The following is a 25943-nucleotide window of genomic DNA, read 5'->3' on the forward strand; positions in this document are numbered from 1 at the left end:
CGCGGCGCTCAGCGGGCGTCGGCGCGGGGACGGCCGGCCGAAAGCGGGAACAGGCCGAGCACGATCATCCCGACGCCCAGGCCCAGGTGCAGCCAGTTGTCGGCGCTGTTCACCGGCACGAAGTTGGCCGCCGAGCCGTGGTCGATGAGCAGGCCGTAGAGCCACAGCGCCAGGTAGACGACCCCGCCGCCGAGGAGGAACGCGCGGGCGCCGCGCGCGGTGCGGGCCAGCACCAGCCCGGCGATGCCGAACAGCAGGTGGACCAGGTTGTGCAGCACGGACACCGCGAACACGCCGAGCAGCAGCGCGCCCGAGTGGTGGCCGGCGAAGCCGAGCCGGTCGTAGTTCGTGGTCAGCCCGGGGATGAACCCGGCGATCCCGACCAGCAGGAACACCACGGCGACGACCGCGGCGAGGATCTGGGTGACGGTGCGGGCGGTGCCCGCGGCGGTGGGGGTGTGCGACATGGTCCGGCCTCCCGGCGGTGGGTTCGCGGGGTGGCTTCCCGGCCGCGCGCGGTCTAACCGTCGGCGAGGGCGCGCAGGCCGGTGTCGAAGGTGCTCAGCGCTGCCCCGACGGCGGCGGCGACGGTGACCTCGAAGATCTCGTCCTCGGTGGCGGGCAGCTTCGCGATGTCCGCGTCGGTGATCCGGTGGGAGGCCTCCCGAACCAGGGCCGTGTAGGGGCGCCACGGTTCGGGTGCGCCGACCTCGGCGGCCAGCCGCAGCGACGGCGGGGTGACGGCCGGCGCCTCGAACACCGCGTGCCGCAGGTTCGCGACCGGCTCGCCGAGGTCGGTGCGGTCGCCGCCGGCCAGGAGGAAGGCCGGGAACCGGTAGCCGAACCGATGCAGCGCACGGGTCCCGGTGTGCAGCTGGTCGCCACGCAGCACGAACCCGAACGCGTTCGCCAGCCGGTTCACGATGTTCCACACCAGATCGACGTGCAGCGCCTCCCGCACGGCCTGCTCCGGCAGTGCCGGACGGGCCGCCTCACCGGTCTGCGTCCGGTCGAGGAACGCGCGAACCCGTGCCAGCTCGGGTCGCGGGTCCACGGGTTCGCCGTCCCCGGCGATGCGGACCAGCTCGGCGTGCGAGTCGAGGCAGAACGGGCAGCGGTGCAGGCGGGCGGTCGTCATCGCGAGGTACTCCCGCTCGGCGGGGGTCCAGAAGGACGGGCCGCGCATCGCGGGGGCGGTGATCGCCAGCAGGGGACGGGCGAAGAAGTCCGGCCGGTACAGCAGGGTCCGGACGATGTCCGGCGCGTCCCGCCCGGTCGCGGCGAAGAACAACCGCGCCCGCAACCGGTGGCCGTGGTCGAGGATGGACAGTCTCATGTGGACTCCGGAGTGTCGAGCCCGGCCAGCCGGGCGGCCAGGAAGCGGCGGTCGGCCGGGTTGGCGGCCAGTTCGTGTGCCCGCCGGTAGGCCGCGGCGGCTTCGGTGGTGCGGCCGAGCCGGCGCAGCAGGTCCGCGCGCGCGGCGTGGAACAGGTGGTAGCGGTCCAGCCCGTCGATGCGGTCCAGCAGCGCCAGCCCGGCCGCCGGCCCGTCGGTCATCGCGACGGCGACCGCGTGGTTGAGCGCCACCACCGGCGACGGCGCGACCCGCAGCAGTTCGGTGTAGAGCGCGGCGATCCGCGGCCAATCGGTGTCTTCGGCCGACGGCGCCTGGGCGTGCAGGGCCGCGATCGCCGCCTGCAGCTGGTACGGGCCGGGCGAGCCGTGTCGCAGCGCGCGGTCCAGCACGCCGACGGCCTCCGCGATCGCGGTGTGGTCCCAGCGGCCGCGGTCCTGGTCGGCCAGCAGGACCACCTCGCCGGTGGGGGAGTGGCGCGCGGCGGTCCGCGAGTCGTGCAGCAGGAGCAGCGCCACCAGCCCGAGTGCTTCCGGCTCGTCCGGCATGAGGGCCGCGACCAGCTTGGCGAGCCGGATCGCCTCGGCCCGCAGCGTGCCCGCGTCCGCGGGCGCGGCGGTGTAGCCCTGCGTGAAGATCAGGTACACCACCGACAGCACGCCGGACAGCCGCTCCGGCAGCAGGTGGTCGGCCGGCACGGCGAAGCTGATCCCGGCGTCGTGGATCTTGCGCTTGGCCCGCACGAGCCGCTGCGCCAGCGTCGCCTCCGGCACCAGGAACATGCGCGCGATCTCCGCCGCGGTCAGCCCGGCCACGGCCTGCAGCGTGAGCGCGACCCGGGCCTCGGGCGCCAGCGCCGGGTGGCAGCAGGTGAAGATCAGGCTCAGCCGCTCGTCGCCGATGGCGAGCAGGCGCTCCTCGCGCGGCTCGCTCATCGGGGGCCACCCGGCGCCGGCCCGCTCCTCCTTCTCCCGGCCCGCCCGGTCGCGCCGCAGCCGGTCGACGGCCCGGTTGCGGGCGGCGGTGAGCAGCCACGCCACCGGATCGGCGGGCACCGTCTCCCGCCAGGCGCGCAACGCCAGCGCGCACGCGTCCTGCAGCGCGTCCTCGGCCAGCTCGAAGTCGCCGAGCACGCGAACCAGCGCGGCGAGCATCCGCGCGCGGTGCTCGCGGTAGACGCGCCCGACCGCGTCAGCCGGCACCGGCGGGCGCGGGGCTGTTGTCGACGCCGGGCACGTGCGCCAGCGGCCGTACCTCGATGGTGCCGGTCTCGGCGAGCGGGCACCGTGCGGCCAGCTCCAGCGCCTCGTCGAGGTCGCGGCAGTCCAGCACGTAGTAGCCGCCGAGGTGTTCGTGGGTCTCCACGAACGGCCCGTCGGTGATCAGGGTGCGCCCGTCGCGCACGGCCACCGTCGTGGCGGTGTGCACGTCCTGCACCGGGTCGCCGGCGACCAGCACCGCGCGCCGCCGCAGCTCGTCGGCGAACGCGTTCACCCTGGCCAGGGCTTCGGCGAAGCCCGGATCCGACGGTTCCGGCCGCTCGCAGTTGTAGATCATCAGCAGGTAGCGCATCCGTCCTCCCGGTCGTCCTCATCCGAAGATGACGAACGGGATGCCCCTGGCTCGACAGCCCGCCGGGAGATTTTCGCCCGGATCCGCGAAAAGCACGAGGGCACGGCCGGCGGCCGTGCCCTCGTCGTCCCGTGCGCTCAGCGCGGGGTGTAGGTGAGGCAGTTGGCGGCGTGACCTCCGGAACCCGGCCCCACGCGGACGCCCGAGGCGGTGCACTCGAGCGACGAGTTGTAGGTGCAGTCGGTGCGCGAGCAGGCGCCGACCTGCGCGACGACCCGGTCCAGGCCGCCCTTGGTGTTCAGCGGCACGAAGGTGCCGCAGTCCGCCGAGCCGTTCTCGCCCATGACGGTGATCGCGAACGCGTGGCATCCGTCGTGGTTGTACGAGCACCCGGTGACGGTGCACTCGGCCACAGCGGGCATCTCGGTGCTGGTGGTCATTACCGCTCCTCACGACAGGTGGTGGGATATCGTTCGGTACCCCGGACAATGCCACCGCCGGGCGGGCGCGGCAATTCGCCGGGATTTAGGTGAGCCTTCCTTGAGGGTGGGGTTTGCGCAGGTGGGAGGGCAGGCGAGAATTGCGGAACGGTGCCCCCGGAAATGATTCCCGCCCCTTCGGGTGATTGTCCGTACCACTCCCGGCCGGCCCGGTCTGGGTCCACTGTGGACGTTCAGCGCGCCGGAGAATTCCCAACCATGATCACCGGGTTCCCGTGTGAAAGATTCTCGGATTTTTCGTCCCCATGATCCGGTTCCTCACGTAGGCTCCTCGCGTTTGTGTTCGCGTCACCGAGGAGTTCGCGTGCGCCCGCGTCACTGGGGTTCGTTGTTGTCCGTCATCGCGGCCGCCGTGGTCGTGGTGTCCGCGCCCGCCGCGGCCCAGCCCGGAGCGGGTCCGGTCGAGCCGAAGGCCACAACGGTGGGGCTCGCGACCGTGCCCGAGGTGGCGCCGGGCGCGCGCGAGGTCCCGGCGCGGGAACCGTTTTCCCTGGCCGGGCTGACCTGGCGGGGCGCGGCGCCGGAGAAGGTGTCGGTGCGGTGGCGGTCGCAGCGTGGCGCGTGGAGCGACTGGCGCGTGGTGGACCGGCAGGACTCGGGCCGCGACGGCGCGGCGGCGCCGGCCACGACCGAGCCGATCTGGACCGGCCCGGCCGACCGGCTGCAGGTGCGCGCCGAACGCGGTGGTGTGCCGGTGACCGGCGAGCTGTCCGCGGTGCTGGTCGACCCGGGGACTTCCCCGGCGGACGCGATGGTGGCGCAGGCGTCGGGGGTGCCGTCGATGCCGGCCGTCGTGACACGCGCGCAGTGGGGCGCCGACGAATCGCTGATGACCTGGACGCCGGAGTACGCGCCCACCGTCAAGGCCGTGACGCTGCACCACACCGACAACAACAACGACTACACCTGCGACCAGTCGGCGTCCCTGGTGCGGGGCATCTACTACTACCACGCGGTCACCAACGGCTGGGGCGACATCGGTTACAACGCCCTGGTCGACAAGTGCGGCACCGTGTTCGAGGGCCGCGCGGGCGGGCTGAACCTGCCCACGATCGGCGCGCACGCGGGCGGGTTCAACACCTCCACGTTCGGCATCGCGATGATCGGCACCCACAGCACGGTCGCGCCCACCGAGGCGACGCTGGACGCGGTGGCGCGGATGACCGCGTGGAAGCTCGGCAACGGCTACACCGACCCGTCTGGGTCGACCACGCTGGTCAGCCGCGGTGGCGGCACGTCGAAGTACCCGGCGGGCACCGAGGTGACGCTGCCGGTGGTGTTCGGACACCGGGACGTGGGCGCCACCGAGTGCCCCGGCGACTCCGGATACGCGCAGCTGCCCGCATTGCGCACGCGCGCCACGGAACTGGCCGGGGACTGGCGGTCCAGCGCGGTGCACCAGAAGTGGGTGGCGGTCGGGACGGCCGCGGCGGGCCCGGTGTACGCGGTCGAGACGGACTGGCCGGGCGGGGGCCGGGCGACGACGTTCGGTGGCGGCGGGTCGACCATCGCGTGGCGGTCCGACCTGGGTGCCTACTGGGTGCACGGCGCGATCCACGGCACGTTCACCGCGCTGGGCGGGCAGTCGCTGTTCGGGTACCCGACGACGGACGAACGGGGCACGCCCGACGGGGTGGGCCGCTACAACCACTTCAGCGAGAACGCCTCGATCTACTTCACCCCGGACACCGGCGCGCGCGCCATCCACGGGCCGATCCGGGAGAAGTGGGCCGCGCGCGGGTGGGAGACCGGGCTCGGGTACCCGCGCACCGACCAGAAGGTCACGCCGGACGGCGTCGGCCGCTACAACCACTTCACCGGGAACGCGTCGATCTACTGGACCTCGGACACCGGCGCGCAGGCGATCCAGGGCGCGATCCGGGACACCTGGTCGGCGCTGGGCTGGGAGGCGGGCCCGCTGGCCTACCCGACGACCGACGAGCGGGTGACGCCGGACGGGGTGGGCCGGTACAACCACTTCACCGGCAGCGGTGGCGGGTCGATCTACTGGACGCCGGGCACCGGCGCGTGGGCGATCTACGGCGCGATCCGGGCGCGGTGGAGCGCGCTGGGCTGGGAGGCGGGCCCGCTCGGCTACCCGACGACGAACGAGCTGGTCACGCCGGACGGGGTGGGGCGGTACAACCACTTCAACGGCAGCGGTGGCGGGTCGATCTACTGGACGCCGGGGACGGGCGCGCACGCGATCTACGGCGCGATCCGCTCCCACTGGGCGTCGCTGGGCTGGGAGACGTCCTGGCTGGGCTACCCGAAGAGCGACGAGTACGCCGTCGCAGGCGGCCGCCGGAGCGACTTCCAGGGCGGCTACATAGTCTTCTCGTTCACCACCGGCAAGGCGACGGCGTACCGCTACTGAGAGGTGGGGTGGCCGCGGCTTGGCGGCGGGGCGGCCGGGTGCCGCCGCTGAGAGGTGGGGCGGCCGGGTGCCGCCGCTGAGCGGCGGGCCCGCGCGGGGCGGCTCCCGCGCCACGGCGCCCTCTGGTTCAGTGCCGGCCTGTGGCCGAGCGGTTCAGCGGCTGCTGATCGCGCCGTCGTGGGATGGTGGCGCGCCTGCTTCGCGGTTCAGCTTCGACCCGCGCTGGCGGGCGATGTGGCCGCGCCTGCTCCCCGACGCCTCGGGTTAGCTTCCGCCCGTGGCTCCCGGAGATTCAGCGGCTTCCTCGCGCGCCACCGGTTCCGCCCGGGCCGCGTCGTCGTTCAGCTGTTTCCACTACGGAGCTGCCGGTTTCCGCTCGCGCGGTCTCGACGTTCAGGTGCCCCCAGTCCGAGCCACCGTTGCCGGCGGATTGAGCCTTCCTGCCCGGGCAGCGGGGATGAACCACGCCGCTTCCGGCGCCGGTGGGATCACGTCTTTCGCTTTTAGCGGTGCTAGCGCTTCTGTGATCGACTCGCTAGTAACGATCACCATCAAGGGGCTGCGCGACGGCGGCTACGGCCTGGCCCTGCTGGCCTTCGCCGGACCGCTGGCCGAGGCCTGGTTCATGCTGGTCGTCGCGCTGTTGCCGCTCGGCGACACGCTCGTCGTGCTGCGCAACGGCGGGACCAGGGCGGTCGCGTTCGGTGTGCACTTCGCGACCGCCGTCGCCGTCCTGCTCAGCGCCGCTCTGCTGTTCCTGGTTTGAACGGCACGACCTGCCCGAACCGCACCAGCTCGCCGTAGTGCTCGGGCTTCACGGGCTCGAGCGCGAGGTCCAGCAGGGCGGTCGCGGCCGTGGCGGGTGTCGGCGCGTCGCTGACGTCCCACCACAGCGCGGAGGTCGGCGTGTTCAACATCCCGGGGCAGACCGCCGCCAGCAGGATGCCGCGCTCGAGGTCGCTGTCCCGGCGCTGCGAGGCGAGGGCGCGCACCGCCGCGACCTGTCCGATCTTCGACGGGATGTTCACGAACCCGGGCCAGGCGCCGGAGCGGGCGCTGCCGTCCTTGACCGCGTCCCGCCACGCGGCGACCTGCTCGTCCACCTCGTCGAGCGTGGTCAGGCCGTCGAAGCGGCGGTGCAGCACCGGCGCGAGCTGGTTCAGCGTGCCGAGCGTGCTGGCCACCACGATGAGCCTGCCGTCGTCGCGCACCAGCGGCGCGAACGCCCGCAACAGGCGGGTGGTGCCGAAGTTGTTGACCTGGGTGTAGGTGTCGATGATCGCGCGCGGGTCGTCGTCCGGGCCGACGCGCATCACGGCGTTGCCGAAGACGATGTCGACGCCGCCGTGCCGCTCCCGCACCAGATCGGCGAACCGGGCGGCGGCGTCGGGCTCGCCCACGTCGAGGACCTCGCCGCGGACCTGGGCGCCGCCGGCGGGCAGGGCCTCGACGGCCTGGCGGACGCGATCGTGGTCGCGACTGGTCAGATACACGGTGTCCCCAGTGGACAGTCGTTGCGCGAGACCTTCGACCAGCGCGAGGCCGAGCCCCTGGGTGGCGCCGGTGACAACTGCGACTCTGTTCATGTCTCCGACGTTAGGAGCCCCGCAGCTATCCGGGTAGCGGAAGTTCCGCACCTGGGGTATTCCTGTTCGTCATGGCCTTCACCGATGCCTCGCTCACCGCGCTCCGGGTTTTCCGGGAGGTGGCCGAGCGGGGCACCCTGACTGCCGCGGCGGCCGCGCTCGGGTACACGCAGTCTGCGGTGTCCCGGCAGATCGCGTCGCTCGAACGCGCGGCCGGGTCGCCGCTGCTGGAACGGCGGCACGACGGCGTGCGGCTGACCTCCGCCGGGCGGGTGGTGGTGCGCCGCGCGGCGAGCGTCATCGACCAGATCGACGCGACCGCCCGTGAGCTGGCCGGCCTGCCCGACGAGCACAGCACGGTGCGGCTCGGCTGGTTCGCCAGCGCCGGGTCCGGAGTGGTGCCGCAGGCGCTGACCGCGTTGCGCGAGACCCATCCGGCGATCACGGTGGTCACCCGCGAGGGCAGCACCCCGGCGCTGGTGCGCGCGTTGCGTGCCGGGACGCTGGACCTCGCGCTGATCGCCTCCGCGCCGCCGTTCCGCCCGCCGGACAGCGAAACGCCGGCACTGGTGCTGCGGACGCTCGTCGAGCGCGGCCTGTGCGTCGCCGTGCCCGCGGCGCATCCGCTGGCACGCGGGGACTTCATCGATATCGCGGACCTGCAGGGGCAGCGGTGGATCGCGGGCGCGGGCGGCGACGGGGTGATGGGGGTGTGGCCGAGCCTCGACGAGCGGCCCGAGATCGCCCACACGGCGCGCGACTGGCTGGCGAAGCTGAACCTGGTCGCGGCGGGCTGCGGCATCACGACGGCGCCGGCCTCGCTCGCCCGGGTGGCACCGGCGGGCGTGCGGATCCTCCCGGTGCACGGCGGCCCGTCCGAACAGCGGCGGGTGATGCTCGCGCGGTTGCCCGGAGCACTGCCCGAGGCGGCGGCGCGGGTGGCGGAGGCACTGCGCCTGGCGGCGGTGGAGACGCGCGCCCCGTCGTGAGATGGCGGCGGGTGTGGTGGGTGGTTGCCGCTGGCGGGTGGCCGGTCGCGGCGGCTGCTGCGGGCTATGTGCGGTGCTGGCGGGTGGGGGGACTGTCGTGAGGTGGCAGTGGGTGTGGTGGGTGGTTGCCGTTGGCCGGGTGGCCGGTCGCGGCGGCTGCCGCGGGCTATGCGTGGTGCTGTCGGGTGAGGTGGACTGTCGTCAGGTGGCGGCTTGCTGGTGGGTGGGCGGTTCAGCGGCGGTGGTTCCGCAGGGCGATGCGTTGCGCGGCCCGGTGGCCGGAGTGGGGCGAGGCGGCTGGGCTGAAGGCGGCTTCGCTGCAGTGGTGAGCGGTCGCGGCGGTTGCCGCTGGCGTTGAGTGGCGCTGGGCCGGTGGCGGAGGTGCGGTGGGGGCGGACGCGGCGGTTGCCGCGGGATGTGCGGCTCTGGGCGGGTGGTGGATGCGGGCGCTGCCGTGAGGGGGCGGCGGGCTCGCTGCAGTGGTGGGCGGTCGTGATTGGGGGCTTCCGGCTTGGTGACGGCGGTGAGCGATCGGTGATGCGCCTAGGCTGCTCCCATGAGCGTGCCACCTTCCGACCTCGCTGCGACGCGGGCCTTCTTCGGGCCGCGGGCGGCGGCCTGGGAGTTGAAGTTCCCCGACGACGGGCCGCGCTACCGGCGCGCCGTCATGGAGTTGGCGCCGCCGGTGGGTGGGGCGGTGGCCGACATCGCTTGTGGCACCGGGCGCGCCTTGCCGGAGTTGCGGGACGCCGTCGGTCCGGAAGGGACGGTCGTCGGCGTTGATGTGACGCCCGAGATGCTCGCCGAGGCGGCCGCGCGCGGGCGTCATCGGCTCGCGGCGCTGGTGCTCGGGGACGCGTTGCACCTTCCGCTGAGGTCCGGCGCGCTGGACGCGGTGTTCGCCGCGGGGCTGGTATCGCACCTGGGCGATCCGGTGGCCGGGCTGCGGGAGCTGGCCCGGGTCTGCCGGCCCGGCGGGCGGCTCGCGTTGTTCCACCCGGTCGGCCGCGCGGCGCTCGCGCGGCGGCACGGCCGCGAGCTGACCCCGGACGACCTCCGCGCCGAGCCGAACATCCGCGCCGCCCTCACCGCGGCCGGCTGGCGGCTCGACACCATCGACGACGGCGACGATCGCTACCTGGTCCTGGCCACCGCGCACCCGCAGCCGGGGTGATCGCTTCAGGGCAGTGACCACAAGGGCGCCGGTGGCGGGCGAACCAGGCGGCGCGCTGGCTGGCGATCACCGTGGCGACGAGCAGAGCCGTTCAGCGGTGCGCCTGTGTTGGGGGCGCGCCGGTGGTGGGCGAACCAGGCGGCGCGCTGGCTGGCGATCACCGTGGCGACGAGCAGAGCCGTTCAGCGGTGCGCCTGTGTTGGGGGCGCGCCAGTGGCGGGCGAACCAGGCGGCGCGCCGGCCGGCGAACACCCCGGTGATCAAGCAGAGCTGCTCAGCGGCGCGCCTGCGCCGGGGACACTCCATACCGCCGGCGGTAGGCGGCCGCGAATCGGCTGGCGCTGGAGAAGCCCCAGCGGGCCGCCACCTCGCTCACCGTGCAGCCCGACGAAGCCAGGTCCGCGTCGGCGCGTTGGAGGCGGATTCCCAGCAGGTACTCGGTCGGGCTGCAGCCCACCCACTGCCGGAACCCCTCCTGCAGCCGCCGGACGCTGGTGCCCGCCACCTCCGCCATGTCGGCGGCCGTCCACGCCCGGCCGGGGTCGTCGTGCAGCCGGTCCAGCACCCGGTTGATCGCGCGCGGCCGCGGCACCGGGCCCGCGCCCGCCTCCGGGCACCCGGCCAGCAGGAAACTCGCCGCCAGCGCACCCGCCAGCTGCTCCCGCACCACATCCCCGAGCAGCCCGGGCTCGTGCAGGTTCGCCGCCAGGCTGCCCACCAGCTGACGCCACGCCCGCCCCTGCCCGGCGCCCAGTTCCAGCTGGTCGGGCAGCTCCCCGCGCAGCGTCACCCGGTCACCGCCGAGCACCCGCTCGGCCTCGCGATCGAGCCACGCGCTGTCGAACTTCACGCCCAGCACCGTGCAGGTCGCGTCCCAGTGGCTGATCAGCGACGGCGTGTCGGCGCGGAACACCGTCGCCTGCCCGGCCACCGACACCACCGGCCCGTACCGGCCGCGGCTTTCCAGGTGCCCGGTCAGCGGCATGTTGATCTCGTAGGCGCCCGGGTACTCGCACCCGATCCGCACGTCGGCGCCCCACCCGACGTGCCCCACCAGCACCGGGCCGAGGTCCAGCGTGCGCAACGTCAGGCGCGGGTCGCGGCCCCCGCCGAGCGGCTGCAGCTCGTGCGGGAAATAGGCCTCCGCCACCTTCCGGGAGGCCTGGTGCCAGTCCCGGGGCGGCGCACTACGCCGTGCGGGCATGCGCAGGAGGCTACCAGAGACGCAGGTCACGAATCCGCCGCGCGATCCGTGCCATCGCCGCGCGAAGCGTGTCGCCGCGCAGGTCAGCGCTGCCTAGCCTCCCGTGTCATCCCGGACAACGATGTGGGAGGACACCGCGATGACGACGACCGAACGGCCCGACCTCGCCTGGCTCGACGAGGTCACCATGACGCAGCTCGAGCGCAACCCGTACGAGGTGTACGAGCGGCTGCGGGCGGAAGCCCCGCTCGCCTTCGTGCCCGTGCTGGGCTCCTACGTCGCCTCGACCGCCGAGGTCTGCCGCGAGGTCGCCACCAGCCCGGACTTCGAGGCCGTCATCACCCCGGCGGGCGGCCGCACCTTCGGCCACCCGGCGATCATCGGCGTCAACGGCGACATCCACGCCGACCTGCGCTCCATGGTCGAACCCGCCCTGCAGCCCGCCGAGGTGGACCGCTGGATCGACGACCTGGTGCGGCCCATCGCGCGCCGCTACCTGGAGCGGTTCGAAAACGACGGGCACGCCGAACTGGTGTCGCAGTACTGCGAGCCGGTCAGCGTCCGCTCGCTCGGCGACCTGCTCGGCCTGCAGGACGTGGACTCCGACAAGCTGCGCGAGTGGTTCGCCAAGCTGAGCCGCTCGTTCACCAACGCCGCGGTCGACGAGAACGGCGAGTTCGCCAACCCCGAGGGCTTCGCCGAGGGCGACCAGGCCAAGGCCGAGATCCGCGCCGTGGTCGACCCGCTGATCGACAAGTGGATCGAGCACCCCGACGACAGCGCCATCTCGCACTGGCTGCACGACGGCATGCCGCCCGGCCAGACCCGCGACCGCGAGTACATCTACCCCACGATCTACGTCTACCTGCTCGGCGCGATGCAGGAACCCGGCCACGGCATGGCGTCCACTTTGGTCGGCCTGTTCAGCAGGCCCGAGCAGCTGGAGGAGGTCGTGGACGACCCCGCGCTGATCCCGCGGGCGATCTCCGAGGGCCTGCGGTGGACCTCGCCGATCTGGTCGGCCACCGCCCGCATCTCCACCAAGCCGGTGACCATCGCCGGGGTCGACCTGCCCGCCGGGACGCCGGTGATGCTGTCCTACGGCTCGGCCAACCACGACACCGGCAAGTACGAGGCACCGTCGCAGTACGACCTGCACCGCCCGCCGCTGCCGCACCTGGCCTTCGGCGCCGGCAACCACGCGTGCGCGGGCATCTACTTCGCCAACCACGTCATGCGCATCGCGCTGGAGGAGCTGTTCGAGGCCATCCCGAACCTGGAGCGCGACACCCGCGAGGGCGTGGAGTTCTGGGGCTGGGGCTTCCGCGGCCCGACCTCGCTGCACGTCACCTGGGAGGTCTGAGGTGACGTTCGCGGTCAGCGTCGGCGGCAGGCGGGTGGAGTGCGCCCCCGGCCAGACCCTGCTCGAGGCGTTCCTGCGCGGCGGGGTGTGGATGCCCAACTCGTGCAACCAGGGCACCTGCGGCACGTGCAAGCTCAAGGTGATCACCGGCGAGGTCGACCACGGCGCCGCGCCGGAGGACACCCTCAGCGCCGAGGAACGCGCCGCGGGTATGGCGCTCGCCTGCCAGGCCCGGCCGCTCGCCGACACGGAGGTCAGCAGCGCCGCCGACGCCGGGCGCACCACGCACCCGCTGCGCGACCTGACGGCCACCGTGCTGGAGGTCGCCGACATCGCGCGGGACACCCGCCGGGTGCTGCTGGGCCTGTCCGAGCCGCTGGCGTTCGAGGCCGGGCAGTACGTCGAGCTGGTCGTGCCCGGTTCCGGCGCGCGGCGGCAGTACTCGCTGGCCAACACGGCCGACGAGGACAAGGTGCTGGAGCTGCACGTCCGGCGCGTGCCGGGCGGCATCGCCACCGACGGCTGGCTCTTCGACGGGCTCGCGGTCGGCGACCGGGTGGAGGCGACCGGCCCGCTCGGCGACTTCCACCTGCCGCCACCGGAGGAGGACGACGGCGGCCCGATGGTGCTGATCGGCGGCGGCACCGGCCTGGCGCCGCTGGTCGGCATCGCCCGCACCGCGCTCGCGCGGCACCCGGAGCGGGAGGTGCTGCTGTACCACGGCGTGCGCGGCGCGGCCGACCTGTACGACCTGGGCCGGTTCGCCGAGATCGCCGAAGCGCACCCGGGTTTCCGGTTCGTGCCGGTGCTTTCGGACGAGCCCGACCCGGCGTACCGCGGCGGGTTCCCGACCGACGCGTTCGTCGACGACGTGCCCAGCGGGCGCGGCTGGTCGGGCTGGCTGTGCGGCCCGCCGGCGATGGTGGAGGCGGGCGTGAAGGCCTTCAAGCGGCGCCGTATGTCGCCGAGGCGGATCCACCGGGAGAAGTTCACGCCGGCCTCGTGAGGGGTTCGAGGGTGATGCTCGCGGTGTCGCCCGGGTGGAGGCCCTCGGCTTCCCGGACGGCGCGTTTGACCGGCAGCACGTAGCAGCCGCGCGCCTTGTCCGGGAAGACCGAGGTCGTCCAGGTGGTCGCGCCGACGCGCACGCGCACCCGCACCGACCCGAAACCCGGCCGGCCGCCCTCGGTGAGGTCGCTGATCTCGTCGGAGGCGTCGGCGGGCAGGCTCACGAACGTCCAGGTGTCGGCGCGCCGCGCGTCCCACACCCACAGTTCGGCGTCGAAAGCGATGTTCACGCGGTCAGACTGCCACGGGGCACCGACAGTTTCGGGCCGCTCGACCGGCGGTATCCGCGCGTCGTGATCACGCACGAGTACACCGACGCGGCCGGTACCCGGATCCACGCCGAGGTGACCGGACCGGCCGGGGCGGCGGAGGTGGTGTGCGGGCCGCGCCGGCTGCTCGCCACGGTCCGGTACCTGCGTGGCGACCCCGTCGAGACCAAGCTGCCCGCGGTGGTGGTGCGCGGCAGCCGGGACCCGATCGTCCCCGGGCGCGGGAGATGGCGGCGCGGCTGCCGGCGGGCCGGTTCGTCGAGGTGCCCGGCCGGGCGCTCGCACTGAACCATTCGGCGCCCGGAGCGGTTGGCGCCGATCGTTCAGGCCTTCGCGGGCAGCGCCCGGGCGTAGGACACGCCGCGGTCGACCCAGGCGCTGAGCTGGTCCGGGGTGCGGAGGGCGGTGGCGCCGACGCGGAGCCAGCCGGGCATCTCGCGCCCGCGCATCACCATCGGCTGCACCTCGCCGCCGAGGAGCCGCTCGCCCTCGTCCGGTTCGACCCGCACCAGCAGCCCGCCCTGGGAACTGGCGGCGACGGCCATGTTGCCGTGGACGAGGAACGCCAGCCCGCCGAACATCCGCTTCTCGCTGACGCCGTCCACGCCGGAGAGCAGATCCCGGACGCGGTCGGCCAGTTCGTGGTCGTAGGCCATGCCCGAGTATGGGTGAAGTGCCCCGCCTACGCCATCGAGCTTCTCGCCGAGCTGCCGCGGGTCAGCGGCGCCGTGGCTTGCCCCGCCGGCCGCCGCCCTTCGTGGAGCTCCTCGGCTGGTTCCGGCGCGGCGCGGGCTCGCGCTCCTCCGCGGGGCGCTTCGCCTTGGGCTGTTTCGGGGTGGGTGGCCGGCCGCGCGTGCTGTTGACCGTCCGGCCGCGCACGATGCCGATGAACTGCTCCATCAGGTCGGTCGTCTCGTCCTCGAGCCAGGACAGCGCGACACGCGACTGCGGCGCGTCGGTCAGCGGCCGGTACGTCAGGTCGCGCCGGTGGTGCAGGCGGGCGAGCGACTGCGGCACCACCAAAACCCCGACCCCGGCCGCGACCAGCTGGATCGCGTCGGCCGTCGTGGCGGGGCGCTCCAGCGCGGGACGGCCCGGCGGGTGCTCCCAGCCGAGCGTGTCGTCGAGCGGGTGCAGCACCAGCTCGTCGGCCAGGTCCTCGCTGGTGATCTCGTCCGCGGCGGCCACCAGGTGGTCCTTCGGCACGACGGCGACCGTGGTCTCGGTGTAGAGCGGGATGGCGTGCAGGCCGCTGCGGTCCGTCGGCAGGCGCAGCAGCACCGCGTCCACCGCGCGGTCGCGCACCCGGCCGGCCGCCTCCGCGGCGGTGACCTGCACCAGCTCCAGCGGGATGTCCGGCGTCCGCTCCTGCCAGATCCGCACCCACTTGCCGGGCGTCACCCCCGGGACGTACCCGAGGGTGAAGGACGTCGGCTCTGTCACCACGCCAGGTTACCGGCCGTGACCGCGGTCGTTACCCTGGACCGCATGACGTCGCAGAAGACCTCCCAGACGATGAAGCCCGCGACGGCGGCGAAGAAGCTGGGCGTGTACCTGGAAGCCACCCCCGCGGAGTTCCAGGAGGGTGTCGTCTCGCGCGACGAGCTCAACGCCCTGCAGGCCGACCCGCCGGAGTGGCTGCGCGAACTGCGCCGCAACGGCCCGCACCCGCGGCCGGTGGTCGCGGCGAAGCTGGGCGTGTCCATCGGCGGGCTGGCCCGCGCCGGGATCACCGAGCCGCTCACCACCGAGCAGATCGAGGCGCTGAAGGCCGAGAACCCGGAGTGGCTGCAGCACGAGCGCGCCACCCAGGCCGAGGTGCGCAAGGAGGCGGCGCGGCTGAAGGAGAAGAAGCAGAAGTAGGCGCGATCGAGCCGGTCTCCCGCGCGCGGGGACCGGCTTTTTTCGTACCCCTTGACGCAACCTGTTGGTTGCCATAATGTGGCAACCAACGAGTTGCGACAGGAGGCGTCATGGCATTTCCGGATCGCATCGAGCGGGTCGTCGAGCTGGGCCATCCGCCGGCGAAGGTGTGGGCCGCGCTGACCACCGCCGAAGGCCTGGGCACGTGGTTCGGCCAGGAGGCGTCGATCGACCTGCGGCCGGGTGGTGCCGGAGAACTGAAGTGGGACAACGGGTTCCGCCAGGACCTGCGTGTCGAACGGATCGAGGAACCGCGCGTGTTCGGCTTCACCTGGCGGATCTACGGCCTGCCCGAGGACGATCCGCGCCGGACCTACGTCGAGTTCACCCTCGACCCGACCGAGCACGGCACGCGGCTCACCGTGGTGGAAACCGGCTTCGCCCAGCTGCCCGACGACGAGCACCGCGAAGCGTTCGACGGCAACACCGGAGGCTGGGCCCGTGAACTGGACGAGCTGGCCGGCTACCTCGATGCCGCGTGACGCCGAGGCGGTCGCCGAGCAGGTCTTCGCCGCGCTGGCCGATCCGACGCGGCGGGCGATCCTGGCCGAGCTGGCCGCACGGGGACCGGCCACGGCCACCGACCTCGCCGGCCGGCTGCCGATCACCCGGCAGGGCGTCGCCAAGCACCTGGTCCTGCTCGCCGACGCCGGTCTGGTGACCGCCGAGCCGGGGGAGCGGCGCCGCGTGCGCTACCACCTCCGGTCGGCCCCGATGCGGGTGGCGCAACAGTTCCTCGCCGCACTGGCCCGCGACTGGGACGACCGGCTGGCGAAACTGCGCGACCACCTGGGAGGCACCGCATGATCGTCCATAGTGGAAGGTGGAGATTCCGATGAGGACACCCCCGATCGTCTCGCGGCAGGAGTGGGAGACCGCGTGGCGGGAGCTCCTGGTCAAGGAGAAGGAGCTGACCCGCGCCAAGGACGCGATGGCCGCCGCGCGCCGCCGCATGCCGTGGACCGAGGTGGACCGGGAGTACCGGTTCGACGGACCGGACGGGCCCACGACCCTGCTCGGCCTGTTCGACGGCCGCCGCCAGCTGATCGTCTACCGGGCGTTCCTCGAACCCGGCGTGCACGGCTGGCCGGACCACGCCTGCGTCGGCTGCTCGATGGTGGCCGACCAGGTCGCGCACCCCGCCCACCTGAACGCCCGCGACACCACCCTGGTGTTCGCCTCCCGGGCGCCGCAGCCGGACATCGCGCGGGTCAAGGCGCGGATGGGCTGGACGATGCCCTGGTACACCATCCTGGACGACTTCGACACCGACTTCGGGGTGGCCGACTACCACGGCACCAACGCCTTCATCCGCGACGGCGACCGCGTGTTCCGCACCTACTTCGTCAACAACCGCGGCGACGAGGCGATGGGCGGCACCTGGAGCTACCTCGACATCACCGCGCTCGGACGGCAGGAGACCTGGGAGGACTCGCCCGAGGGCTACCCGCGGACGCCGCCGTACGAGTGGTGGCACTGGCACGACGACTACCCGGCCTGATCCGTTCGCCGCGCGGCGAAAGATCGACCACCGACCGGACGCCTGGACCGCAGGTGGATGCTGTGCGCCTTCCTGGCGCTGCTGACGGTGGCGAACGTCGTCGCGGCCGCCGCGCCGGGGTTACTGGGCCGTGCTGGTGTCGCGGGATGCTCCTGATCTACGGCACGGCCGGGCTCGGCGCGGCGGCGCTCCCGCTCGAGCCCGGTCTGACCGTCACGGGCTGAGGGTGCCCGCCTGGTCCGCGACCTCCGAATCGCTGTCGGAGACCCACTCCAGCAGATCGCCCGGCTGGCAGTCGAGCACCCGGCACATGGCCTCCAGCGTGGAGAAGCGCACCGCCTTCGCGCGGCCGTTCTTCAGCACCGCCACGTTCGCCGGGGTGATCCCGACGCGCTCGGCGAACTCGCCGACGCTCATCTTGCGCTTGGCGAGCTGGACGTCGATGCGCACGACGATCGGCATCAGATCACCGCTTCCATGTCGGTGCGCAGCGTGGTCGCCTGCCGCAGCAGCGCGCGCATCACGACCATCAGCAGGCCGACCACGGCGACCCCGACCACCAGCAGGAACAGCACCAGCGGCAGCCCGGGGTCGTCGGCGTTGAAGCCGACGTAGAGGAACACCGCGACGAGCACGAGCCACCCGGCGGCGATCGCCCCCACGATCACGTTCACCCACCGCATCGAACCCTCGCTGAAGATGCGGTCCGCGCGCACCATCGTCAGCAGCCGCCACATCGCCACGATCACCACCTGGACGCACAGCACCCAGAACACGGTGACGGCGGTGGCCGGCCATCTCAGGTAGGCGAGGTCGGGGTTCTCGCGGGCCATGTGGGCGAACTGCCCGGGCAGCGACATCACCTGGAACAGCACCAGGATCCCGAACAGCGCCACGAGGAAGATCCGGAGGAGGGGGACGACCCAGCGTTCAGCGACCATGCACCGAGTATCGCGCGGTATCTATCGAAAATCAATTGATTGCTGTCGTTTCTCGGCTACCCGGCGATGTTGACCTTGGTATTGACCCACATGGTGGGTCTATGTTCATAATGCGGAGGTCAGTGCAACGAGGCACGAGCGACAGGACAACCGCATGTCAGACACGGCAACACTGATCAACACCGGGGTCACGGTCGCGGCCATCGTGGTGTTGATCGTCCGCTTCCGGCTCAACCCGGTCATCGCGCTGGTGCTCGGCTCCTGCTACCTGGGGCTGTCCACCGGGCTCGGCGTGAGCAGGACGGTGGAGGAGATCACCACCGGCTTCGGCGACGTGATGGCCGAGATCGGCCTGCTCATCGCGTTCGGCGTGCTGATCGGCGCCATCCTGCGCGATCTCCGGGCCATCGAACGCCTGGTGGACAAGCTGCTCAAGGTGTTCGGCCCGCGCCGGATCCCGTATGCGATGGCGCTGACCATCACCACCGTGCTGCAGTCGATCTTCCTCGACGTGCTGCTGGTGATCTCCGGTCCGCTGGCCAGGGGGATCGGCAAGCGGCTCGGCCCGCGCGGCCTCGCGCGCATGGCCACCGCGCTGGCGATCGCGCTGGAGTGCGGCATCGTGTTCACCGTTCCCGGCGTCGGCGCGCTGGCGCTGGCCGGGCTGTTGCACGTGCCGCTGGGCAAGTACCTGCTCTTCGGGCTCGTCGTGGTCATCCCGACGGTGACCGTCGCGATCGCGATCATGTCGGTGCTCTTCGCGCGCGGCTGGTGGGACCCGGCCAAGGACGAGATGGCCGACGAGGTCGTGGCCGCGGAAGCGCCGCGGGGTGGTCCGGGCACGGTGGCCGCGGCGGACCTGCGCAAGCCGCCCGCCCTGCCGGTGGTGTTCAGCCCGCTGCTCGGCGCGCTGGTGCTGATTGCCACGGGTGCCGTGGCCGAGATGCTGGAGTGGTCCAACCCGGTCGTGGCGTTCCTGTCCAGCCCGGTGGTCGCGCTGCTGCTCGGTCTGGTCGGCACGTGTCTGATCGGGCGGCGGTTCATGGGACAGCCCGCGGTGGAGTCCGCGCTCGGCTCGGGCCTGCGCGACAGCGGGCAGATCCTGCTGCTCAACGGCGTCGGCGGCTGCCTGGCCGCGGTGCTGGCCGCCGCCGGGCTCGGCGACATCCTTGGCAAGTACTTCTCCGCCGGCACCTGGGCGCCGCTGCTGCTGGTGTGGCTGATGGCCGCGGTGCTGCACATCGCGGTCGGCTCGGTGACGATCTCGGCGATCACCTCGGCCGGCCTGCTCGCCCCAATCGCCCCGTCGCTCGGGCTGGACCCGGTCCTCATCGCGCTGGCCGCGGGCGCCGGATCGCTGTTCATGGTCCACCTGACCAGCAACACGTTCTGGCTGCTGCAGTCGCTGCTCGGGCAGACCACGCGCGGCGCGCTGAAGACCGTCTCGGTCGGCGTCTCGGTCGCCTCCGTGGTGGCGCTGGGCCCGATCCTGGCCCTCAACCTTGTCCTCTAGGCACGGAAGGGTTCCGATGGACACCGAACACGCACACCTGCCGTTGCGCGGGATCCGGGTCCTGGAGCTCGGCAACTACATCGCCGGGCCGACCGCCGGGCGGCTGCTCGCCGACCTGGGCGCCGAGGTGATCAAGGTCGAGCGCCCCGGTCGCGGCGACGAGCTGCGCAGCTGGCGGCTCTACGCGGGCACGGTGTCCATGCTGTTCCACACCGTCAACCGCAACAAGAAGTCGCTCGCGGTCGACCTGCGGACCGCGCCGGGGCGGGAGATCGTGCTCGACCTCGTGCGCCGCTGCGACGTGGTGATCGAGAACTTCCGCCCCGGCACGCTGGAGAAGTGGGGCCTGGGACCGGCGGAGCTGGAACGGGTCAATCCGGACGTCGTGCTCGCCCGGATCTCGGCGTTCGGCCAGACCGGGCCGCTGGCCGGACGGCCCGGGTTCGCCGCGGTGGCCGAGGCGATGGGCGGCATGCGCAACCTGGTGGGGGAGGCCGACCGGCCGCCGTCGCGGATCGGGGTGTCCATCGGGGACTCGATCGCCGGGCTGTACGCCGCGTTCGGGGTGATGGTCGAGCTGTACGAGCGTGCCGTGGTGCCGAGGCGGAGGCCGCTGCGCGAGCGGGTGGTCGACGTCGCGCTGCACGAGGCCGTGTTCTCGATGATGGAGTCGCTCGTCCCGGACCACCTCGCCTACGGGGTCGAGCGGCAGCGCGTGGGCGGGCGGATGGAAGGCATCGCGCCCAGCAACGCCTACGAATGCGGCGACGGCGCCAGCGTGGTGATCGCGGGCAACGGCGACTCGATCTTCCGCCGCTACATGCACGCGATCGGCCGTCCCGACCTGGCCGAGGACCCCGGGCTGGCGGACAACGCGGGCCGCTGGGCGCGGCGCGACGAGCTGGACGAGGCGATCGGGGAGTGGACCCGCGGCCGCGACCGCGACGAGGTGCTCAAGGTGCTCGACGAGGCCGGGGTGCCGGCCGGTCCGATCTACACGGCGGCCGACATCTGCGCCGACGAGCAGTACCGCGCGCGGGCGATGATCCAGCCGCTGCAGGTCGACCCGGGCACGGGGCAGGAGGTGCCGATCGGGTTTCCCGGGGTGGTTCCGGTGATCGGCACCGAGTCGCTGCCCCTGCGCACGCCGGGTCCGAAGCTCGGCGAGCACACCGAGGAGATCCTGCACCTGCTGGGCCGGAAGGACGCGCGGGAATGACCGATCTGCGGGACGTGACGCTGCGGGACGGCCTGCAGCTCACCGGGAAACCGCTGCCGACCGCACGCAAGGTCGCGGTGATCCGGGAGCTGCTGGACGCCGGGGTGCCCAGCATCGAGATCGGCTCGATGGCGCGCCCGGACCTGGTGCCGCCGCTGGCCGACACGCTCGACGTGATCAGGTCGCTGGAGCCGGGCGAGCTGGCGCGCTGCTGGGTGTGGGTCGCCACGCCGCGGCACGTCGAACGCGCCGCGGACGCCGGGGCGGTGAACTTCCAGTACTGCCTGTCCGCCTCGGACGCGCACAACCAGGCCAACCTCGGACGCTCCACTGAGGACAGTCTCGCGGCGATGCCACGGGCGGTGGCGGCGGCCGCCGCGGCCGGTGGCCGCATCCAGCTGTGCGTCGCCACGTCGTTCACTTGCCCGTTCACCGGCGCGGTGCCGGAGGAGCGGGTGCTGGCGATCGCGCGCGACCCGCGCGCCGAGGGCGCCGGGGACATCGTGCTGTGCGACACGCTCGGGCAGGCCGTGCCCGCGCAGGTGACGAGCCTGGTCAGGCGGGTGGAGACGGAGACACCCGCGCGGCGCATCGTCTACCACGGGCACGACACGTGGGGCCTGGGCGTGGCCAACACGCTGGCCGCGATCGCGGCGGGGGCGTCCGAAGTGGATGGTGCGCTGGGCGGGCTCGGCGGATGTCCCTTCGCGCCCGGGGCCAGCGGGAACGCCGCCACCGAGGACCTGCTGTTCGCGATGCGGCCGTCGTGGCTCACACCGTCGTCGTTCGCGCGGATCGTGCGGTTGTCCGGTGACCTGCTGGACGAGCTGGGCGAGCCGAACCGGTCGCGGGCCGCGCAGGGAGCCCGCACGAGCGCGACGGCGTTCCCGTGGGCGACCGGCGAGGCGGCGAGCTGCCGGTGAGGTTCCTCGGTCGATGACCCGTGAGCGGCTCAGGCCGGGAAGCGGCCGCCCAGTGCCCGCGTGATCCGTTCGGCGTGTTCGACCAGCACGTCCACCCATTCCAGGCACTTCTCGTACGGCATGCGCATCGTCGGGCCGCTGATCATGAGCGCCCCGACCAGGTCGGCCGCCGAATCGAACACCGGCGCGGCCAGGCCGGAGGCGCCGTCCACGCGCTCGCCCACCGTGATCGCGTAGCCGTCGGCCGCGGTCTGCTTGATCAGGCGCCGCAGCTCGTCCCGGTCGGTCACCGTGCTCTCGGTCAGCTGCGGCAGGTCCTCCCGCAGCACCTCCTCCGCCAGGCCCGGCGACCACGCCAGCAGCACCCGCCCGGACGATCCGACCGTGATCGGCGCGATCCTGCCGACCGACATCTCCCGGCGCAGCGCGTGCCGCGTCTGCGCGACCGCGATGCACACCCGGTGGTGCCCCTCCGCGCGGAAGAAGCACGCCGTCTCACCGGTCGCATCGCGCAGGTCCTTCAGCACCGGGTTCACCGCCGACAGCACGTCGAGGTCCTTGCCCGCCGCGGCCCCCCAGTACGCCATCCGCACCCCGAGCCGGAACCCGTCCCCGGCGCGGTCGAGGAAACCGTGCGAGACCAGGTTCGTCACCAGCCGCTGCACCGTCGACTGCGGCAGCCCCGTCTTCTGCTGCAGCTCCCGCAGCGTGAGCGAGGGCTGGTGCAGGGTGAACGCGTCCAGGATGTCGACGATCTTGCCCAGCACGAGCAGCGGACGCTGACCGCCCTCACCGTCCGCCCTGCGCTCGTCCGCGGTGCTCATAGGCAGAAAATACGGCACCAGCATCAGATCGGCGTGCAATCGGCGCGGTCGGTCCAGTTCGCGCCGCACAGGTACAGCGTGATCGGCGCGGTGTAGCCGTAGCGGGCGCCGAGCGTCGTGTACTCGGTGACGTCCACCCGCCCGGCGACGTAGTGGTCGGTGGCGGTGCCGACGGCGGTGTCGCTGTAGGTCGGCGTGCCGGGGCCGGTGCCCTCGTCGGCGATGCCCCAGAAGCGGCCCATGTGGTAGGCCGCGCAGATGTTCACGTCGAGGAGGTAGGCGCCGGCGGTGCCGCACTGTGTGGCCTGCGTGCCCGGGTCGACCGGCTGGCCGTGTCCCATCCCGGTGATCTGGAAGTACTCGACCACGCCGCCGTAGACCCGGTGCGGGTAGCCGGCGACGGTGTCGCTCACGTCCGGCGTCTGGTCGGTGCCGGCCACGTCGGTCCACTGCTCGACGAGTTCGGTGGCGTTGCGCGGGGCGACGGTGGTGTCGGCGGTGCCGTGCCAGATCGACACCCGCGGGTGCGTGCCCGAGTGGTCGGCGGCGGCGCGCACCTTGTCGCCCCACTGCGCCGGGGCCTGATCGGTGCCCGGGTTCATGCAGCTGAACGCGGTCACGGTGGAGGTCGCGCACCCGTAGGGCAGCCCGGCGACGATCCCGCCGCCGGCGAACACGTCCGGGTAGGTGGCGAGCATGACCGCGGCCATCGCGCCCCCGGCGGACAGCCCGGTGACGTAGGCCGGCGATGCGCCGAGGTCGGCCCTCGTGCGGTCGACCATCTGCTTGATCGACAACGCCTCGCCCGAGCCGCGGCGCGTGTCGGCGGGTTCGAACCAGTTGAAGCAGCTGTTGGCGTTGTTGGCGGAACTCTGCTGCGGGAACACGACCGAAATGCGCCACTGGTCGGCCAGCTTCATCCAGCCGGTGCCGGTGGCGTAGCCGGTCGCGTTCTGGGTGCAGCCGTGCAGGGCCACGACGACCGGGCGGCCGGCGGGCAGGCCGTCGGGGGCGTAGCGGAACATGCGCAGACCGCCCGGGTTCGAGCCGAAGCCGGTCACCTCCTGCAGCGTGGCGGCCTGCGCCGGAGGGGCCAGGCCGAGCAGGGCCAGGACGAGCGTCAGCAGGGCGGTCAGGGCGCGGCGCATCGGCACACCTCCACGTCGAGGTCGGAAACCGGTGCCGCTGATGGTAAGAACCGATCCGGGCTGCGACCGCGTTGCCGGGCAACACAATCGCCGCGCCGATCATGGTGGCGGTCACCACCGCGAATCCCGCGGTTTCGGTGGCGCGACCGGCCGGTTCGTGCTCTGATACCGGATCATGGACCAGCGGTGGCGAGTGCCCGGCTACACCGAACTGGAGGTGCTCGGCACCGGCGGCTTCGGCCACGTCGTGCTCGCCAAGCACGACGCCTCCGGGCAGCTCGTGGCGATCAAGTACCTGCATTCCGAGTTCCTGACCGACCCCGGGATCCTCGGCGGCTTCCGCCGCGAGGCGCACCTGCTGCACGGTGTGCGCAGCCCGCACGTCGCGCGGCTGCACGAGTTCGTCGAACGCCCGGAGGGCGCCGCGCTGGTGATGGAGGCCGTCCCCGGGGTCTCGCTGCGCGTGCTGCTGGCCGCGGAGAAGACCCTGGCGCCCGAATCGGCGCTGGCGATCCTCAAGGGCTCATTGCTGGGGCTGGCGGCCGCGCACGCCGTCGGCGTCGTGCACCGCGACTACAAGCCGGGCAACGTCCTGGTGTCGCAGGCGGGGGAGTCCAAGCTGGTGGACTTCGGACTGGCCACATTGGACGGTCAGGCCGGGCTGGCCGCCGGGTCGCCCTCCTACATGGCCCCGGAACAGTGGGCGGGCCTGCCGGGGATGCCCGCCACCGACGTCTACGCCGCCACCTGCGTGTTCTTCCAATGCGTCACCGGGCACCGGCCGTTCGAGGCGGACACCACCGAACGGTTGCGCGCGCTGCACCAGTCCGCGCCGGTACCGCTCGACGCGGTGCCCGAGCCGCTGCGGGCGCTCATCGCGCGCGGCATGGCCAAGGACCCCGGGCAGCGCCCGGTCACCGCCGAGGCGTTCGTGGCCGAACTCGAGGCCACCGCGCGCGCCGCCTACGGCGCGGACTGGGAAAGCCGCGGCTGGAAGCGGCTCGCCGCTCCCGTCGCCGCGCTGACCGCCCTCACACCGCTCGCGCTGCTCGCGACCGCCGGCTCCGCGGCGGCCCCGGTCGCCGCCGCCGCGCCGGCCGGAGCCGGGATCGCGGCCACGACCATCGGCAAGGTGGTCATCGGCGTCCTGGTGACCGCGGTGCTCGCCGTCGGCGGATTCCTGGTCTACCAGCAGTTCGACGACCCGCCGCCGCCGGTGCTCACCGTCGCCATCGAGACCACGACCGGCGCCGACACCGCCCTGCCGATCACCTACGACCTGCAGTACCCCCGGGTGACCGGGCACGCCGACGCCGCCGTCCAGGATCGGATCAACGCCGCGTTGCGGGCGCCGGTCGATGAGCGCCTGCGGTCGGTGCGGGCGGGGCTGGCCGATCCGGACATCCTCGCCGACATCCGGAGCCGGGGCGAAACCGTGGGTGTGCGCACCACCGCGGTCGTCACGCTGCGCACCGACCGGCTGGTGTCGGTGCGCTACGACCACGCGCTCGACTCGGACTTCCTGTCCCACGCCAGCTGGCGGTTCCCGGAGAGCGTCACCGTCGACCTGACCACCGGGCGGGTCCTCGGGCCGCGGGAGATCTTCCGCGACGACGTGCTGACCGCGCAGGGCATGGCGACGCTGACCGAACGGCTCGTGGCGCACTCGGCGAACGGGTTCTGCCGCCGGGTCAGCGTCAGCGGGTCCGGGGCACCGGCGTCGATCGACACCGCGGACACGCCCGGCGGGGGCGACCACGTGCCGGCCGCCGATGTCGTGTTCACGAACGCCGGGGTGGATTTCCTGGTGCGGTACTCCGACCTCGGCTGCGACACGGCCTCCGGTCAGGAGACGATCACGGTTCCGTATGCGGAGATCGCGGACCTGCTCCGGCCGGAGCTGCTCGCCATGCTCGGCCGCGGCGGCGGTGTCCCGTCGTCCACGCCGCCGGCGGACGACGGCACCTACACGAACGCGCGGTTCGGGTTCACGGCCCTGGTGCCCGAGGGGTACCAGCGGCAGCCCTACGCCCCGCCGGGCGGCGACGGCATGGAGTTCAGCGACCCGAGCCTCGGGGCGGCGATGACGGTGTGGGGAGCCAACAACCCGAGCGGCCGCTCACCCGCCGACGTCCTGGCCTCGACGGCGGAGGACATCCGCGCCGAGGGCGGGCAGGTGACGGTCCAGCGCGTGGAGGGCGAGCTGTACACGATCTCCGGCTACCGCGGCGATGGCCGCATCTTCTACGAGCGCGGTTTCGTCGGCCCCGGCTCGACGGCCACCCTGCGGTGGGTCTACCCGCGGGCGAGCAAGGAAGCACTGGACGGGCCGGTCAGCCGCACGGTGAAGACCTTCCGGGCGGGCGACCTCAGCCGGCCGCACTGAGCGGGCGCGGTGGCTCGCGGACCCTCGGCTTCCCCACGCGCGGCTGGATGACCTGCACACCAGGCTCGCCGCCACGCGCCGGCCGGACGAGCTGCCGAGGTGTGCCCGT

General features: G+C 73.0%; 29 protein-coding genes. 15 read left to right on the top strand and 14 right to left on the bottom strand.

The window, feature by feature from the left end:
* Positions 1-8 precede the first annotated feature (8 nt).
* From IE290_RS01860 to IE290_RS01880, 5 genes are all read right to left on the bottom strand, one after another.
* Positions 9-467: a DUF4383 domain-containing protein gene (locus IE290_RS01860; protein WP_191242734.1), complete on the bottom strand. Its 459-nt coding sequence runs from the start codon at positions 465-467 to the stop codon at positions 9-11.
* Positions 468-520: 53 nt separating this feature from the next.
* Positions 521-1336 carry a carboxymuconolactone decarboxylase family protein gene (locus tag IE290_RS01865; protein WP_191242735.1) on the bottom strand — a complete coding sequence of 272 codons (816 nt, stop codon included), beginning with the start codon at positions 1334-1336 and terminating at the stop codon, positions 521-523.
* Positions 1333-2556: an RNA polymerase sigma factor gene (locus IE290_RS01870; RefSeq protein WP_191242736.1), complete on the bottom strand. Its 1224-nt coding sequence runs from the start codon at positions 2554-2556 to the stop codon at positions 1333-1335. The genes IE290_RS01865 and IE290_RS01870 overlap by 4 nt, the downstream gene beginning before the upstream one ends.
* Complete coding sequence (locus tag IE290_RS01875; protein ID WP_191242737.1) at positions 2546-2926, bottom strand: YciI family protein; 381 nt, start codon at positions 2924-2926, stop codon at positions 2546-2548. The genes IE290_RS01870 and IE290_RS01875 overlap by 11 nt, the downstream gene beginning before the upstream one ends.
* A 137-nt stretch (positions 2927-3063) precedes the next feature.
* Positions 3064-3366 carry a DUF1540 domain-containing protein gene (locus IE290_RS01880; protein ID WP_191242738.1) on the bottom strand — a complete coding sequence of 101 codons (303 nt, stop codon included), beginning with the start codon at positions 3364-3366 and terminating at the stop codon, positions 3064-3066.
* A 364-nt stretch (positions 3367-3730) separates the two neighbouring features.
* Here IE290_RS01880 and IE290_RS01885 point away from each other — a divergent pair, with 364 nt between their 5' ends.
* Together IE290_RS01885 and IE290_RS01890 are read left to right on the top strand one after the other, a co-directional pair.
* Positions 3731-5803 carry an N-acetylmuramoyl-L-alanine amidase gene (locus tag IE290_RS01885; protein WP_229874042.1) on the top strand — a complete coding sequence of 691 codons (2073 nt, stop codon included), beginning with the start codon at positions 3731-3733 and terminating at the stop codon, positions 5801-5803.
* Positions 5804-6326: 523 nt separating this feature from the next.
* Entirely contained in the window at positions 6327-6569 is a 243-nt protein-coding gene (locus tag IE290_RS01890; RefSeq protein ID WP_373300368.1) for a DUF4267 domain-containing protein, read from the top strand.
* Here IE290_RS01890 and IE290_RS01895 read toward each other — a convergent pair.
* On the bottom strand, positions 6541-7389 hold the full coding sequence (locus IE290_RS01895; RefSeq protein ID WP_191242739.1) for an SDR family NAD(P)-dependent oxidoreductase: 849 nt from the start codon (positions 7387-7389) through the stop codon (positions 6541-6543). The genes IE290_RS01890 and IE290_RS01895 overlap by 29 nt on opposite strands.
* Before the next feature lie 71 nt (positions 7390-7460).
* Between IE290_RS01895 and IE290_RS01900 the strand changes: the two genes are divergently transcribed.
* Positions 7461-8378, top strand: a complete 918-nt coding sequence (locus tag IE290_RS01900; protein ID WP_191242740.1) for a LysR family transcriptional regulator — start codon at positions 7461-7463, stop codon at positions 8376-8378.
* 556 nt (positions 8379-8934) lie between these two features.
* A complete protein-coding gene (locus tag IE290_RS01905) occupies positions 8935-9552 on the top strand; it encodes a class I SAM-dependent methyltransferase (RefSeq protein ID WP_191242741.1) in 618 nt (205 codons plus the stop codon).
* Between the two features lie 274 nt (positions 9553-9826).
* Here IE290_RS01905 and IE290_RS01910 read toward each other — a convergent pair whose 3' ends face one another.
* The gene (locus IE290_RS01910; protein WP_191242742.1) at positions 9827-10756 is read right to left on the bottom strand and encodes an AraC family transcriptional regulator; all 930 of its coding nucleotides are present in this window, start codon (positions 10754-10756) and stop codon (positions 9827-9829) included.
* A 139-nt stretch (positions 10757-10895) separates the two neighbouring features.
* On the opposite strand from IE290_RS01910, the gene IE290_RS01915 reads away from it, so the two are divergent.
* Both IE290_RS01915 and IE290_RS01920 read left to right on the top strand, forming a co-directional pair.
* Positions 10896-12119, top strand: a complete 1224-nt coding sequence (locus IE290_RS01915; protein ID WP_191242743.1) for a cytochrome P450 — start codon at positions 10896-10898, stop codon at positions 12117-12119.
* Between the two features lies 1 nt (position 12120).
* On the top strand, positions 12121-13125 hold the full coding sequence (locus IE290_RS01920; RefSeq protein ID WP_191242744.1) for a 2Fe-2S iron-sulfur cluster-binding protein: 1005 nt from the start codon (positions 12121-12123) through the stop codon (positions 13123-13125).
* On the opposite strand, the gene IE290_RS01925 is transcribed toward IE290_RS01920, so the two are convergent.
* A complete protein-coding gene (locus IE290_RS01925) occupies positions 13109-13417 on the bottom strand; it encodes a DUF1905 domain-containing protein (protein ID WP_191242745.1) in 309 nt (102 codons plus the stop codon). The two genes, IE290_RS01920 and IE290_RS01925, sit on opposite strands and share 17 nt — an antisense overlap.
* A 63-nt stretch (positions 13418-13480) precedes the next feature.
* On the opposite strand from IE290_RS01925, the gene IE290_RS01935 reads away from it, so the two are divergent.
* Entirely contained in the window at positions 13481-13744 is a 264-nt protein-coding gene (locus tag IE290_RS01935; RefSeq protein ID WP_229874046.1) for a hypothetical protein, read from the top strand.
* Between the two features lie 35 nt (positions 13745-13779).
* On the opposite strand, the gene IE290_RS01940 is transcribed toward IE290_RS01935, so the two are convergent.
* Entirely contained in the window at positions 13780-14112 is a 333-nt protein-coding gene (locus IE290_RS01940; RefSeq protein ID WP_191242747.1) for a TfoX/Sxy family protein, read from the bottom strand.
* Positions 14113-14173: 61 nt separating this feature from the next.
* Positions 14174-14902, bottom strand: a complete 729-nt coding sequence (locus IE290_RS01945) for a LysR substrate-binding domain-containing protein (protein ID WP_191242748.1) — start codon at positions 14900-14902, stop codon at positions 14174-14176.
* A 42-nt stretch (positions 14903-14944) separates the two neighbouring features.
* Between IE290_RS01945 and IE290_RS01950 the strand changes: the two genes are divergently transcribed.
* The 4 genes from IE290_RS01950 (at position 14945) to IE290_RS01965 (ending at position 16880) form a co-directional block, all read left to right on the top strand.
* On the top strand, positions 14945-15319 hold the full coding sequence (locus IE290_RS01950; RefSeq protein ID WP_191242749.1) for a DUF5997 family protein: 375 nt from the start codon (positions 14945-14947) through the stop codon (positions 15317-15319).
* Between the two features lie 110 nt (positions 15320-15429).
* Positions 15430-15861: an SRPBCC domain-containing protein gene (locus IE290_RS01955; protein ID WP_191242750.1), complete on the top strand. Its 432-nt coding sequence runs from the start codon at positions 15430-15432 to the stop codon at positions 15859-15861.
* The gene (locus IE290_RS01960; RefSeq protein WP_191242751.1) at positions 15851-16186 is read left to right on the top strand and encodes an ArsR/SmtB family transcription factor; all 336 of its coding nucleotides are present in this window, start codon (positions 15851-15853) and stop codon (positions 16184-16186) included. The genes IE290_RS01955 and IE290_RS01960 overlap by 11 nt, the downstream gene beginning before the upstream one ends.
* Positions 16187-16214: 28 nt before the next feature.
* Positions 16215-16880, top strand: coding sequence for a DUF899 domain-containing protein (locus IE290_RS01965; RefSeq protein WP_191242752.1), 666 nt, complete (start codon positions 16215-16217; stop codon positions 16878-16880).
* Between the two features lie 213 nt (positions 16881-17093).
* On the opposite strand, the gene IE290_RS01970 is transcribed toward IE290_RS01965, so the two are convergent.
* Together IE290_RS01970 and IE290_RS01975 are read right to left on the bottom strand one after the other, a co-directional pair.
* A complete protein-coding gene (locus IE290_RS01970; protein WP_191242753.1) occupies positions 17094-17342 on the bottom strand; it encodes a helix-turn-helix domain-containing protein in 249 nt (82 codons plus the stop codon).
* Positions 17342-17821 (bottom strand): DUF2975 domain-containing protein, encoded by a 480-nt coding sequence (locus IE290_RS01975; protein ID WP_191242754.1) that lies wholly within the window; start codon positions 17819-17821, stop codon positions 17342-17344. The genes IE290_RS01970 and IE290_RS01975 overlap by 1 nt, the downstream gene beginning before the upstream one ends.
* Before the next feature lie 154 nt (positions 17822-17975).
* Between IE290_RS01975 and IE290_RS01980 the strand changes: the two genes are divergently transcribed.
* Genes IE290_RS01980 through IE290_RS01990 form a run of 3 tightly spaced genes read left to right on the top strand, consistent with a single transcriptional unit; the run spans position 17976 to position 21476 of the window.
* Positions 17976-19334 carry a GntP family permease gene (locus IE290_RS01980; RefSeq protein ID WP_191242755.1) on the top strand — a complete coding sequence of 453 codons (1359 nt, stop codon included), beginning with the start codon at positions 17976-17978 and terminating at the stop codon, positions 19332-19334.
* A gap of 16 nt (positions 19335-19350) precedes the next feature.
* Entirely contained in the window at positions 19351-20553 is a 1203-nt protein-coding gene (locus tag IE290_RS01985) for a CaiB/BaiF CoA transferase family protein (protein ID WP_191242756.1), read from the top strand.
* Positions 20550-21476 (top strand): hydroxymethylglutaryl-CoA lyase-like TIM-barrel protein, encoded by a 927-nt coding sequence (locus IE290_RS01990; protein ID WP_191242757.1) that lies wholly within the window; start codon positions 20550-20552, stop codon positions 21474-21476. Before IE290_RS01985 ends, IE290_RS01990 begins: the two co-directional genes overlap by 4 nt.
* A 29-nt stretch (positions 21477-21505) precedes the next feature.
* Here the strand turns inward: IE290_RS01990 and IE290_RS01995 are convergent, their stop codons facing one another.
* Both IE290_RS01995 and IE290_RS02000 read right to left on the bottom strand, forming a co-directional pair.
* The gene (locus tag IE290_RS01995; protein ID WP_191242758.1) at positions 21506-22300 is read right to left on the bottom strand and encodes an IclR family transcriptional regulator; all 795 of its coding nucleotides are present in this window, start codon (positions 22298-22300) and stop codon (positions 21506-21508) included.
* Positions 22301-22323: 23 nt separating this feature from the next.
* Positions 22324-23448, bottom strand: coding sequence for an extracellular catalytic domain type 1 short-chain-length polyhydroxyalkanoate depolymerase (locus tag IE290_RS02000; protein ID WP_191242759.1), 1125 nt, complete (start codon positions 23446-23448; stop codon positions 22324-22326).
* Between the two features lie 175 nt (positions 23449-23623).
* Here IE290_RS02000 and IE290_RS37600 point away from each other — a divergent pair, with 175 nt between their 5' ends.
* On the top strand, positions 23624-25834 hold the full coding sequence (locus tag IE290_RS37600; RefSeq protein ID WP_229874050.1) for a serine/threonine-protein kinase: 2211 nt from the start codon (positions 23624-23626) through the stop codon (positions 25832-25834).
* Positions 25835-25943 lie beyond the last annotated feature (109 nt).

The sequence above is a fragment of the Amycolatopsis deserti genome, from assembly GCF_014653945.1.
Taxonomy (GTDB): Bacteria; Actinomycetota; Actinomycetes; order Mycobacteriales; family Pseudonocardiaceae; genus Amycolatopsis_E; species Amycolatopsis_E deserti.